This window comes from Geobacillus sp. FSL W8-0026 (assembly GCF_037966255.1).
Taxonomy (GTDB): domain Bacteria; phylum Bacillota; class Bacilli; order Bacillales; family Anoxybacillaceae; genus Geobacillus; species Geobacillus icigianus.
In genome coordinates this window covers 2,322,588-2,335,102 of record NZ_CP150194.1, presented here as the reverse complement: position 1 = coordinate 2,335,102, position 12,515 = coordinate 2,322,588, and the positions used below count along the sequence as shown (strand labels likewise).

Sequence of the window (12,515 nt, the reverse complement as noted above, 5' to 3'; positions counted from 1 at the left end):
TAGGCGCTTGGACGCCGTTTGTTTGAGCAGCCTGTGAAATAAAGGGGGAAGATGGGATGACGGCCAGCGTACAGACGGACTGGAAAGTGATTGCTTTTCGCTTAAAGGATGAGGAGTATGCCTTACCGGTGCAATACGTGCGCTCGATCGAGAAAATGCAGCCGATCACGCGCGTGCCGGGCACGCCCCAGTATGTCAAAGGGGTCATTAACTTGCGCGGTGTCGTGACGCCGATCATTGATTTGCGCGAACGGTTCGGCTTCGCCCCTGAACCGTACAGCGAGCAGACGCGAATCATGATTGCCGCCCTTGACGATGTGGAAGTCGGGTTCATCGTCGATGCGGCGAACGACGTTCTCGATGTCCCGGCCTCGAGCATCGAGCCGCCGCCCGAAGCGGTCGGCGCTGTGGAGGCGAGCTACGTTTCTGGAGTGGCCAAAATTGGAAATCGACTTCTCATCTTGCTTGACTTGGCGAAGGTGCTTGAGCGATAAACTCGGGAGAGGGGCGTTGACGGTTGGATGATGTCCGCAGCTTGACAGGAACACATATCGATATTTTACGCGAAATCGGCAATATAGGCGCTGGCAACGCCGCCACAGCCTTGTCGCTTCTATTGAACAAAAAAATCGAGATGTCGGTGCCGCGCGTCCAAATCGCGACGTTCGCTGAAATGATGGAGCTGATCGGCGGGCCGGAGCAAGTGGTGGCGTGCGTCTATTTGCGGATCGAAGGGGATGCGCCGGGGAACATGTTCTTCGTGCTGCCGCCGGAGCAGGCGGAGCGGTTTGTGCGGCGCATGATCGGCGACGATTCGTTTTCGTTTCAGGACGGGGCCGATGAGCTTGGATGTTCGGCGCTCCAAGAGCTCGGAAACATTTTAGCCGGCTCGTATTTGTCGGCGCTTGCTGATTTTACACAGCTTGCGCTCCATCCTTCGGTGCCGGCGCTGGCGATCGATATGCTCGGAGCGGTATTGTCGTTCGGTCTGCTGGAGCTGTCGCGCGCCGGTGATTACGCCATTTTGATCGATACGGCCATTTACGATGAACGGCGGCCCAATGAAAGCATTGACGGCCATTTCTTTCTCCTTCCTGATCCAGAATCGTTTTCCACCATCTTTCGTGCGTTAGGTGTGAGCGGCGGATGAGCATTGTGCAGGCTGTGAAAATCGGCATCGGTGAAATGGAGGTCGTCAAAGCGCCGAACGTCATTCGTACATGCGGCCTTGGATCGTGCGTCGGCGTGGTCATTTATGACATCGGCAAAGCGGTGGCCGGCATGGCGCACGTGATGCTGCCGCATTCCTCGATGGCGCGCGGCGGGGACATCAACGTTGCCAAGTACGCCGACACGGCGGTGGAAGCGCTCATTCGGCTCGTCGTTGCCTCCGGGGGCCGGAAGGGAATGTTAAGAGCGAAGCTGGCCGGCGGAGCGCAAATGTTTTCGTTTTCTGCGGCCGGCGGAGATATGATGCGCATTGGCGCCCGCAATGTCGAAGAAGTCAAAAAACAGCTCGAACGGTTTCATATTCCGGTTGTCGCCGAAGACGTCGGCGGCCATAACGGCCGGACGATTGAGTTTCATCCGCAAACAGGCGTGCTGTCCATTCGCACGGCTAGCCAGGAACTCAAGGAAATATAACGCCGTTGTGCAAGACGAGGGGGAGAATGATGGGGAGCGCGCTAAAAGGTGAAGAGCGGAAATATTGGGATGACTGGGTCAACCGCCGCGACCGTCATGCGGCCGAGGAACTTGTGGTGCGCTATATGCCGCTCGTTTCCTACCACGTGCAGCGGCTTGCCGCCACGCTGCCGAGCTCCGTGCCCAAAGAGGAGCTTGTCAGCTTGGGGCTTGTCGGTTTGTACGATGCGCTTGAAAAGTTTGACCCATCGCGCGATCTCAAGTTTGACACGTATGCCTCGTTTCGCATCCGCGGCGCCATCTTGGACGGTTTGCGCAAGCAAGACTGGCTGCCGCGGAGCGTGCGCGACAAAGCAAAAAAAATCGAAGAAACAGCGGAGCGGCTCGTGCAGCAACATATGCGGTCGGTGACGGCAAAGGAAATCGCCGCCGAGCTTGGCATGACGGAGGATGAAGTGCAGGCGGCGGCCGGCGAGACGCTGTTTTCTCATTGGCTGCCGCTCGGCCAGACGGCGGCTGAAGACGAGGACGAAGCGTTTTCGATCCGGGATGATCGTGCCGTGCTGCCGGAAGAACAGGTCGTCAAGCAGGAGCTGGTGGAAAAGCTGGCCGAGGGCATCAAACAGCTGAATGAAAAGGAGCAGCTTGTCATCAGTTTGTTTTACAAAGAGGAGTTGACGTTTACGGAAATCGGGAATCTTCTACGCTTGTCCACATCAAGAATTTCCCAAATTCATGCCAAAGCGTTGTGGAAATTGCGCCGCTTTTTCGATATACAGCGGTGATGGAAAGGGAGCGGGAAGATGGACGTTCAACTGCCGGCGCTGCAAAGCGTGATGCCGAAAGCGCCCGAAGCTGGAAACATGCAGGCCGCCGCGGCGCAGCATCCGTATACGGTGCAGGCGCAATTGGCGGCCGCAGCCGAAAAACAGCGGGAACAGGCGCGCCGCCGGGTGACCGACAAGCGGACGAACGACCAGGCTCGGTGGGAGGCGTCGCGGTTCGGAAGTCATCCGTATAAAGGAAAAACGATCGATCTTAAAGGATAGTGACCATCATGGAAGCGTTTTGGCTTGTCATTAGTCTGCTGTTGCATCTCTTTTCTTTTTTGTTGATTGTGTTGCTTTTTCTGCGGTTATCGCGGCTTAAAGAGGCCGAAGCGCGCGCTGCGGAGCTTGAAGAGGCGATGGCGGCGCAGCTCGCTCTCTGGAAAGAAGAAAACGACCGTTTTTTGGCCGAGCTTGACCGCTTGCTGAACAACAAGGAGGCGTCGGCGGCGAGCCCGGTGTCGCCCCCGACCGGCCTGCTCACTGAAGAGGAGCCGCCCGCTGCGATGAGCGCGCAGCAGCATGGCCAACCGGCGACGCGGCCCGAAGAAGGCGCAGCGCTGCCAAGGGACGGTGAACGCGGCGCGGAACTTGGGCAAACCGCTCGAGGGAATCGTTTGGCATCCGATGTGACGGATGGCGAAACGGAACAACCGATGCAGGCGGGCGCCCCAACGAGCGAGGCTCAAGAGCAGGAAGAACGTGAGGCGCCAAGTGACTTTCTGCCGGTCGACGCCATCGAAGATGTGCTTGATTTGTCCCCGTTGGCTCAGTCCGCTGAGCTCGTTCTCCGCCGCTATGAACAAGGAGCGACGGTCGAAGAGCTCGCCAAACAGCTTGGCAAAGGGAAGACAGAAGTGGAGTTGCTGCTGAAATTCGCGAGAAAAACGAGCCAATGAGCGAATCATCGCTTGATTTGCGCCCGATAAATATGATATATTTTTACATGGTGTGAATACACACGCCTGATGATTCCGGCAACGGTGCTGGTGCGGCCAGTCTTGCTGGGGGATGAGGCAGGCGGAGGAACGAAAACCATCAAGGAAACAGGAGGATTACTCATGTCGGTTATTTCCATGAAGCAATTGCTCGAAGCTGGCGTCCACTTTGGACATCAGACGCGCCGTTGGAACCCGAAAATGAAAAAATACATTTTTACGGAGCGCAACGGCATTTACATCATCGACTTGCAAAAAACGGTGAAAAAAGTCGAGGAAGCGTATCACTTCGTCCGCGACTTGGCAGCGAACGGCGGCAAAATTTTGTTCGTCGGCACGAAAAAACAAGCGCAAGAATCCGTCAAGGAAGAAGCGGAGCGCTGCGGCATGTTTTATGTCAATCAGCGCTGGCTCGGCGGCACGCTGACGAACTTCGCGACGATTCAAAAACGGATCAAGCGGCTGCGCGAAATTGAAAAAATGGAAGAAGACGGCGTATTTGACGTTCTGCCGAAAAAAGAAGTCATCGGCTTGAAAAAAGAAAAAGAGCGGCTCGAGAAATTTTTGGGCGGCATCAAAGACATGAAAGAGCTGCCGGATGCGCTGTTCGTCATCGACCCGCGCAAAGAGCGGATCGCGGTGGCGGAAGCGCGCAAGTTGAACATTCCGATCATCGGCATCGTCGACACGAACTGCGATCCGGATGAAATCGACTACGTCATCCCGGCCAACGATGATGCCATCCGCGCGGTCAAGCTGTTGACTTCGAAAATCGCCGACGCTGTCTTGGAAGCGAAACAGGGCGAAGAGGCGGCCGTCGCAGCGGAGTAATGGCGCTCACGAAAGGTGATAAGAGGGAAAGCCTTTTATCACCTTTTTTTGAGACAGAAACGAGCAACTTTTGGCTATACTAACGAATAAGGGCAAAACAGGCATCCGCTGCCGGCATCGATACATATACGCAACAAAGCGAAGGAGGATTTTTTATGGCGATTACAGCACAAATGGTCAAAGAGCTGCGCGAAAAAACGGGCGCAGGCATGATGGACTGCAAAAAAGCGCTCACCGAAACGAACGGTGACATGGAGAAAGCGATCGACTGGCTGCGCGAAAAAGGAATTGCCAAAGCGGCGAAAAAAGCGGATCGCATCGCGGCCGAAGGGGTCGCCTACATCGCTGTGGAAGGCAACACCGCCGTCATTTTGGAAGTGAACTCGGAAACGGACTTCGTCGCCAAAAACGAAGAGTTTCAAGCGCTTGTAAAAACGTTGGCCGCCCACTTGCTGAAACAAAAACCGGCTTCGCTCGATGAAGCGCTCGGACAAACGATGGACAACGGCTCGACCGTCCAAGACTACATCAACGAAGCGATCGCGAAAATCGGCGAAAAAATTACGCTCCGCCGCTTTGCCGTCGTCAACAAAGCGGACGGCGAAACGTTTGGCGCGTACTTGCACATGGGCGGGCGCATCGGCGTATTAACGTTATTAGCCGGCAGCGCGAGCGAAGACGTCGCCAAAGATGTCGCCATGCACATCGCGGCGCTTCACCCGAAATACGTCTCGCGCGATGAGGTGCCACAAGAAGAGGTCGCGCATGAGCGCGAAGTGTTGAAGCAGCAGGCGTTAAACGAAGGCAAGCCGGAAAACATCGTCGAAAAAATGGTCGAAGGCCGGCTGAACAAGTTTTACGAAGACGTTTGCCTGCTTGAGCAAGCGTTCGTGAAAAACCCGGATGTGACGGTGCGCCAATACGTCGAGTCGAACGGAGCGGCTGTGAAGCAGTTCATCCGCTATGAAGTCGGCGAAGGGCTCGAAAAACGTCAAGACAATTTCGCCGAAGAAGTGATGAGCCAAGTCAGAAAGCAATGACGGACCGCAACAGGGAACACGCGCGTGTTCCCTGTTTTTCAAAGCGATTCGCATCATGGAGGTTTGACATGGAACAACCAAAGTACAAACGCGTCGTGTTAAAGTTGAGCGGGGAAGCGCTCGCCGGAAAGCAAGGTTTTGGCATCCAGCCGGCCGTCATCCAGTCGATCGCCAAACAAGTAAAAGAAGTTGTTGAACTGGGCGTCGAGGTCGCCATCGTCGTCGGCGGCGGCAACATTTGGCGCGGAAAAACGGGAAGCGAAATGGGGATGGACCGGGCGACGGCTGACTATATGGGCATGTTGGCGACGGTGATGAACGCGCTCGCCTTGCAGGACAGCCTTGAGCAGCTCGGCGTGGAAACGCGGGTGCAAACATCGATCGAGATGCGGCAAGTCGCCGAACCGTACATTCGCCGCCGGGCGATCCGCCATTTGGAGAAAAAGCGGGTCGTCATTTTCGCCGCCGGCACCGGCAACCCGTATTTTTCGACCGATACAACGGCGGCGCTCCGGGCGGCGGAAATCGAGGCGGACGTCATTCTCATGGCGAAAAACAATGTCGATGGCGTCTACAGCGCCGATCCGAAGGTCGACGCCAATGCGGTCAAATACGAGGAACTATCGTACTTGGACGTCATTAAACAAGGCCTTGCCGTCATGGATTCGACCGCTTCTTCGCTTTGCATGGATAACAACATTCCGATTATCGTTTTTTCGATTATGGAAGAAGGAAACATTAAACGCGCTGTATTAGGCGAAAATATTGGAACGATCGTGAGGGGGAAATAACGATGGCCAAACACGTGATCCAACAGGCGAAAGAGAAGATGGATAAAGCGGTGCAAGCGTTCACTCGCGAGCTGGCGACGGTGCGCGCCGGGCGGGCGAACGCCGGGTTGCTGGAGAAAGTGACTGTCGATTATTACGGCGTTGCGACGCCGATCAACCAGCTCGCTTCCATCAGCGTGCCGGAAGCGCGCATGCTTGTCATTCAGCCGTATGACAAATCGGTCATTAAAGAGATGGAAAAAGCGATTTTGGCCTCGGATCTAGGGCTGACGCCGTCGAATGACGGATCCGTCATTCGCTTGGTCATTCCGCCGCTCACCGAAGAACGGCGCCGCGAGCTGGCGAAACTGGTCAAAAAATATTCCGAAGACGCGAAAGTCGCCGTGCGCAACATCCGCCGCGACGCGAACGATGAATTGAAAAAGCTCGAGAAAAGCGGCGAGATTACGGAAGACGAGCTCCGTAGCTACACCGATGAAGTGCAAAAGCTGACCGATGACCACATCGCCAAAATCGATGCCATTACGAAAGAGAAAGAAAAAGAAGTGATGGAAGTATAGGCAAAACGTTGCAAACCCTCTATGTTCATGGAGGGTTTTTTTGCTATAATGGAAAAGCAAAACACGTTCGCGGAGGACTTATATGTTTACTAAAAGGCGAAAAATGAACGAGGAAGGCGCACCGGTGACGAAAGAAGAGGTGCTTAGGCGTCCGATTCCGAACCATGTCGCCATCATCATGGACGGCAACGGAAGATGGGCGAAAAGGCGGGCGCTGCCAAGGGCGGCCGGCCATTACGAAGGGATGCAAGTGGTGCGCAAAATCACCCGCTTCGCTAACGGGCTTGGGGTTCGCGTCTTGTCCCTTTACGCGTTTTCCACCGAAAATTGGAAGAGGCCGAAAGGTGAAGTCGATTACTTGATGAAGCTGCCCGAGCAGTTTTTGACGACGTTCCTTCCCGAGTTGATCGCTGAGAACGTGAAAGTGCAGGTCATCGGTCATACGGAGGCGCTGCCGGACCATACGCGCCGAGCGGTCGAAAAAGCCATTCAAGATACAAGCGGCAACACGGGGTTGGTGCTGAATTTTGCCCTCAACTACGGAAGCCGGGCGGAAATTACCGCCGCCGTCCAGCAAATCGCCAAAGAGGTCGAGCGCGGGGCGCTTGCGCCGGAAGACATTACCGAGCCGCTCATTTCTTCGTATTTGATGACGGGGGGGCTCCAAGATCCGGATTTGCTCATTCGGACGAGCGGAGAAATCCGCCTCAGCAATTTTATGCTTTGGCAGCTCGCGTATACGGAACTTTGGTTTACCGATGTGTTATGGCCCGATTTTACCGAACAGCATTTTTTAGAGGCGATTGCCGCCTACCAGCGGCGCGACCGCCGGTTTGGGGGGGTGTCGGCGCAATGAAACAGCGAATCATCACCGGAGTGATCGCGGCGGCGCTCTTTTTGCCGATTGTTATTTTTGGCGGATTTCCGTTTATAATAGTAACATATATCATAGCGACGGTTGGACTGTTCGAACTGCTGCGGATGAAAGGAATGCGGCCGCTGTCGTTGGCAGGGGCGGCCGGCTTTGCCGCTCTTTGGCTGCTGCTCGTTCCCGCTCGCTACGGCGGGGAGTGGCTGTCAGCCGGTGCGGCTAAATTCGCCGTGATCGTCGGCCTTGCCTTCTTGTTGCTCATCGCGACGGTAGTGACCAAAAACGCGTTGACGTTTGACGAGGCGGCGTTTGTCGTCTTGGCGGTGTTGTATGTCGGCGTCGGATTTTTCTGTTTTGCCGCCATTCGTTTAACCGGGTTGTCCTATTTGGTTTATGCGCTGTTCGTCATTTGGGCGACCGACATTGGCGCGTACTTTTGCGGGCGCGCATTCGGGCGGCGCAAGCTATGGCCGGAGATCAGCCCGAAAAAAACGGTGGAGGGAGCTCTTGGCGGCATTGTCTCGGCCGTGGTGGTCGCCGCCGTTTACGAGTGGGCGGCGGAGCCGTTTGCCAGCTTTGCCGCGGCGCTATCGCTCGCGTTGTTGCTTTCCGTGTTCGGCCAGCTCGGCGACTTGGTCGAGTCGGCGTTCAAGCGCCATTACGGGGTGAAAGACTCGGGAGCGATTTTGCCGGGACATGGCGGCGTCTTGGATCGGTTTGACAGCCTGTTGTTTGTGCTGCCGCTTTTATACATATTCATCGAAGCGATACGATAAGCGGGTGAGGAGTGAAACGATTGAAATCGATCAGTTTATTGGGGGCGAGCGGGTCGATCGGCACGCAGACGCTCGACGTCATCCGCGCCCATCCCGACCGCTTTCGTCTTGTCGCTGCGTCGGTCGGGAGAAACGTCGAAGCAGCGCGGAAATTGATGGCCGAATTTGCCCCGCGCCTTGTCGCCGTCGCCGATCGCGGCGCATATGAGACGCTTTGCAGCGAATACGGCGGGCGGACAATGGTCGTGTATGGGGAGGACGGGCTGATTGAAGCCGCCGTCCATCCGGATGCTGACATCGTCGTCACCGCTGTCGTGGGCAGCGTCGGCCTTGTGCCGACGTTAAAAGCGATCGAGGCGGGCAAAACGATCGCGTTGGCCAACAAGGAGACATTGGTCGTTGCCGGCCACTTGGTGACCGCGGCGGCCGAAAAGCGCGGGGTGCCGCTGCTCCCGGTCGACAGCGAGCATTCCGCCATCTTCCAGTGCTTGCAAGGGGAGAAGCTCGAACAGGTTGACAAACTCATTTTAACGGCCTCCGGCGGCAGCTTCCGCGACAGGACGCGCGAGGAGCTTGCTGGGGTCACGGTCGAGGAGGCGCTTTGTCATCCGAATTGGTCGATGGGGGCGAAAATTACGATCGATTCGGCGACGATGATGAACAAAGGATTTGAAGTGATCGAAGCGCACTGGCTGTTCGGGCTGCCGTATGAGCGGATCGATGTCGTCCTGCACCGCGAGAGCGTCATCCATTCGCTCGTTCAGTTTCGCGATACGAGCGTGCTTGCCCAGCTTGGCACACCGGACATGCGCGTTCCGATTCAATACGCCCTCACCTATCCGGAACGGCTGCCGCTTTCTGCGGCGCAACCGCTCGATTTGGCGGCGATCGGATCGCTTCATTTTGCCCCGGTCGACTTCGAGCGCTATCGTTGCCTGCGATTGGCCTACGAGGCCGGAAGGCGGGGCGGCTCGCTGCCAGCGGTGTTGAACGCGGCCAATGAGGAGGCGGTGGCGGCGTTTTTAGCCGGGCGCATCCCGTTTTTGGCGATCGAAGAGTGGATCGAACGGGCCCTTGAGCGCCACCAGCCGATCAGCGATCCATCGCTTGAAGAGATTCGCGCAATTGACGCGGACACGCGCGCTTACGTTCGCACACTACTATCATAAAGGTGGTTGAAACGTTGGAATCGATCATTTCATTTATCGTCGTCTTTGGTGCCCTCGTCTTTTTCCACGAGTTGGGCCATTTGCTGTTAGCGAAGCGGGCCGGCATCCTTTGCCGTGAATTTGCCATCGGCTTTGGGCCGAAAGTGTTTTCGGTGAAGAAAAAAGAGACGGTCTACACCGTCCGGCTGCTTCCGCTTGGCGGTTTCGTCCGCATGGCCGGTGAAGATCCGGAAATGATTGAATTGAAGCGGGGACAAATCGTTGGTCTTTTGCTTGACGGCGACGGAAGAGTGGAAAAAATCATCGTCAACCATAAAGACGATTATCCAAACGCCCGCATCATTGAAGTGGAAGACGCTGATTTGGAGCATGGCATGTACGTGACCGGGTATGTCGACGAAGAGCGGCTTGAGCGTTTTGCCATCAAAGAGCCGGCGTTTTTCGTCGCCGATCGCCAAGAAATTCAAATCGCTCCGTACCACCGTCAGTTTGCCGCCAAAACGCTCGGGCAGCGCACGATGACGATCTTGGCCGGACCGCTCGCCAACTTTGTCTTGGCGCTTGTCGTCTTTATTTTGATCGGCCTTTTGCAAGGCTATCCGGTCGACAAGCCGGTGATCGGCGAGCTGACGCCTGACGGGGCAGCGCGCGCCGCTGGTTTGAAGCAAGGAGATGAAGTGGTGGCGATCAACGGCGAACGGATGGACACATGGACGGAAATCGTTAACACGATTCGCAGTCATCCGCAAGAAACGCTCCAGTTTCAAATTCGGCGGGACGGAAAAGACATGACCGTTGCCGTCACTCCGGAAGCGAAGACAATTCAAGGGGAGACGATCGGTTTGATCGGGGTCTATCAGCCGATGGAAAAGTCGGTGTTTGGCTCCGTGAAGCAAGGGTTGACCGAGACGTACTACTGGACGCGAGAAATTGTCGCCGGCCTCGGCCAGTTGATCACCGGCCAGTTTCATCTTGACATGCTGTCCGGACCGGTCGGCATCGCCGTATCGACTGGCAAAGTCGCCGAATCCGGCATTTACTACTTGATGAAATGGGGCGCGATTTTAAGCATCAACCTTGGGATTATCAACTTGTTGCCGTTGCCGGCGCTCGACGGCGGCCGGCTGCTCTTTTTCGCCATTGAAGCGGTGCGCGGCAAGCCGGTCGACCGGCAAAAAGAAGGGATGGTCCATTTTATCGGCTTCGCTCTGCTCATGCTGCTCATGCTTGTGGTGACATGGAACGATATTCAAAAATTTTTCCTATAAAGAGAGAGAACGAGGTGGCGAATGAATGAGACAAAGTCAAGCGTTTATTCCGACGTTGCGTGAAGTGCCGGCGGACGCAGAAGTGAAAAGTCATCAGCTTCTGTTGCGCGCCGGTTTCATCCGCCAAAGCACGAGCGGCGTTTATACGTTTTTGCCGCTCGGGCAACGCGTTTTGCAAAAAGTAGAAGCGATCATCCGGGAGGAGATGAACCGCATCGGGGCGATGGAGCTCCTCATGCCGGCGTTGCAGCCGGCTGAGCTTTGGCAGCAGTCCGGCCGCTGGTATTCGTACGGTCCCGAGCTCATGCGCCTGAAAGACCGCCATGAGCGCGATTTTGCCCTCGGGCCGACGCATGAGGAAATGATCACAGCGATCGTCCGCGACGAGGTGAAAACTTACAAGCGGCTGCCGCTCGTCTTGTACCAAATTCAAACGAAATTCCGCGACGAAAAACGTCCGCGCTTTGGGCTGCTGCGCGGACGGGAATTTATCATGAAAGACGCGTATTCGTTCCATACGTCGAAAGAAAGCCTCGACGAAACGTACAACAACATGTACGAAGCGTACGCGAACATTTTCCGCCGCTGCGGCTTAAACTTCCGCGCCGTCATCGCCGATTCGGGGGCGATCGGCGGCAAAGACACGCACGAGTTTATGGTGTTATCCGACATCGGCGAGGATACGATCGCCTATTCCGATGCGTCCGACTATGCGGCCAACATCGAGATGGCGCCGGTCGTCGCCACGTATGAAAAGTGTAATGAGCCACCGGCTGAGCTGAAAAAGGTGGCGACCCCGGGGCAAAAAACGATCGCGGAAGTGGCTTCGTACTTGCAAGTCGCGCCGGAGCGCTGCATCAAATCGCTCTTGTTTCACGTCGATGGCCGCTACGTGCTCGTGCTCGTCCGCGGCGACCACGAAGCGAATGAAGTCAAAGTGAAAAACGTCTTGGACGCGACGGTGGTGAGACTGGCGACGCCGGAGGAAACGAGGCAAGTCATGAACGCTCCGGTCGGCTCGCTCGGTCCGATCGGCGTCAAGGAAGAGGTGACGGTGATCGCCGATCATGCCATCGCGGCAATCGTCAACGGCGTCTGCGGCGCCAATGAGGAAGGATATCATTATACGGGCGTCAACCCCGGCCGCGATTTTCCCGTCAGCCAATATGCGGATTTGCGTTTCGTCCAAGAAGGCGACCCGGCTCCCGATGGCAAAGGGACGATCCGCTTCGCCCGCGGCATTGAAGTCGGCCATGTGTTCAAGCTTGGCACGAAATATAGCGAAGCGATGAACGCCGTTTACCTCGATGAAAACGGTCAAGCGCAGACGATGATCATGGGCTGTTACGGCATCGGCGTTTCCCGGCTTGTCGCGGCGATCGCCGAGCAATTTGCCGATGAACACGGGCTCGTCTGGCCGGTTTCGGTCGCGCCGTTCCACGTTCATTTGCTGACGGCGAACGCCAAAAGCGATGAACAGCGGGCGCTCGCCGAGGAATGGTACGACAAGCTTGGACAAGCGGGGTTCGACGTTTTGTACGACGACCGTCCCGAGCGCGCGGGAGTGAAATTTGCCGACAGCGACTTGATCGGCATCCCGGTCCGCGTCACCGTCGGCAAGCGGGCCGGTGAAGGCGTTGTCGAAGTCAAAGTGCGGAAAACCGGCGAGTCGTTTGATGTGCCGGTCGCCGATCTCATCGAGACGGTGCGCCGTCTCTTGCAAGGGTGAACGAACAGCGCTGGTGAACAAGACGATGGCTGTCTTTTTCGCCGGCGCTGTTGCCGTTCGTATGGTATGAT

The 12,515-nt window shown here is 56.3% G+C and carries 15 protein-coding genes; all 15 read left to right on the top strand.

Translation table 11 applies throughout. From position 1 onward, the window contains the following. The first annotated feature begins 56 nt into the window (after window positions 1–56). The 15 genes from NST29_RS11640 to NST29_RS11570 all read left to right on the top strand — a co-directional run bounded on the left by NST29_RS11640 (window position 57) and on the right by NST29_RS11570 (window position 12,444). A complete protein-coding gene (locus NST29_RS11640; protein ID WP_033023055.1) occupies window positions 57–494 on the top strand; it encodes a chemotaxis protein CheW in 438 nt (145 codons plus the stop codon). Between the two features lie 23 nt (window positions 495–517). Next, a complete protein-coding gene (locus tag NST29_RS11635) occupies window positions 518–1,150 on the top strand; it encodes a chemotaxis protein CheC (protein ID WP_033843519.1) in 633 nt (210 codons plus the stop codon). Next, a complete protein-coding gene (locus NST29_RS11630; protein ID WP_033843520.1) occupies window positions 1,147–1,644 on the top strand; it encodes a chemotaxis protein CheD in 498 nt (165 codons plus the stop codon). The genes NST29_RS11635 and NST29_RS11630 overlap by 4 nt, the downstream gene beginning before the upstream one ends. A 29-nt stretch (window positions 1,645–1,673) precedes the next feature. Next, on the top strand, window positions 1,674–2,429 hold the full coding sequence (locus tag NST29_RS11625) for a FliA/WhiG family RNA polymerase sigma factor (RefSeq protein WP_033843521.1): 756 nt from the start codon (window positions 1,674–1,676) through the stop codon (window positions 2,427–2,429). Between the two features lie 18 nt (window positions 2,430–2,447). Beyond that, window positions 2,448–2,693: a hypothetical protein gene (locus NST29_RS11620; protein WP_033023061.1), complete on the top strand. Its 246-nt coding sequence runs from the start codon at window positions 2,448–2,450 to the stop codon at window positions 2,691–2,693. A gap of 8 nt (window positions 2,694–2,701) precedes the next feature. Further along, a complete protein-coding gene (locus NST29_RS11615; RefSeq protein WP_033023263.1) occupies window positions 2,702–3,370 on the top strand; it encodes a hypothetical protein in 669 nt (222 codons plus the stop codon). Window positions 3,371–3,532: 162 nt separating this feature from the next. Continuing rightward, window positions 3,533–4,240, top strand: a complete 708-nt coding sequence (gene rpsB / locus NST29_RS11610) for a 30S ribosomal protein S2 (RefSeq protein WP_033023265.1) — start codon at window positions 3,533–3,535, stop codon at window positions 4,238–4,240. A 155-nt stretch (window positions 4,241–4,395) separates the two neighbouring features. Next, a complete protein-coding gene (gene tsf / locus NST29_RS11605) occupies window positions 4,396–5,280 on the top strand; it encodes a translation elongation factor Ts (protein ID WP_033023063.1) in 885 nt (294 codons plus the stop codon). A 68-nt stretch (window positions 5,281–5,348) separates the two neighbouring features. Then, window positions 5,349–6,071, top strand: coding sequence for a UMP kinase (gene pyrH / locus NST29_RS11600; protein WP_033843524.1), 723 nt, complete (start codon window positions 5,349–5,351; stop codon window positions 6,069–6,071). A gap of 2 nt (window positions 6,072–6,073) precedes the next feature. Beyond that, window positions 6,074–6,631: a ribosome recycling factor gene (gene frr / locus NST29_RS11595; protein WP_033023066.1), complete on the top strand. Its 558-nt coding sequence runs from the start codon at window positions 6,074–6,076 to the stop codon at window positions 6,629–6,631. 82 nt (window positions 6,632–6,713) lie between these two features. After that, window positions 6,714–7,487 carry an isoprenyl transferase gene (locus NST29_RS11590; protein WP_033023072.1) on the top strand — a complete coding sequence of 258 codons (774 nt, stop codon included), beginning with the start codon at window positions 6,714–6,716 and terminating at the stop codon, window positions 7,485–7,487. Continuing rightward, the gene (locus tag NST29_RS11585; RefSeq protein ID WP_033023075.1) at window positions 7,484–8,278 is read left to right on the top strand and encodes a phosphatidate cytidylyltransferase; all 795 of its coding nucleotides are present in this window, start codon (window positions 7,484–7,486) and stop codon (window positions 8,276–8,278) included. The genes NST29_RS11590 and NST29_RS11585 overlap by 4 nt, the downstream gene beginning before the upstream one ends. A gap of 20 nt (window positions 8,279–8,298) precedes the next feature. Then, complete coding sequence (gene dxr / locus NST29_RS11580; RefSeq protein WP_339232994.1) at window positions 8,299–9,447, top strand: 1-deoxy-D-xylulose-5-phosphate reductoisomerase; 1,149 nt, start codon at window positions 8,299–8,301, stop codon at window positions 9,445–9,447. 2 nt (window positions 9,448–9,449) lie between these two features. Continuing rightward, window positions 9,450–10,715 carry an RIP metalloprotease RseP gene (rseP, locus tag NST29_RS11575; RefSeq protein WP_172418587.1) on the top strand — a complete coding sequence of 422 codons (1,266 nt, stop codon included), beginning with the start codon at window positions 9,450–9,452 and terminating at the stop codon, window positions 10,713–10,715. 25 nt (window positions 10,716–10,740) lie between these two features. Then, complete coding sequence (locus NST29_RS11570; protein ID WP_033843528.1) at window positions 10,741–12,444, top strand: proline--tRNA ligase; 1,704 nt, start codon at window positions 10,741–10,743, stop codon at window positions 12,442–12,444. Window positions 12,445–12,515: the final 71 nt, after the last annotated feature.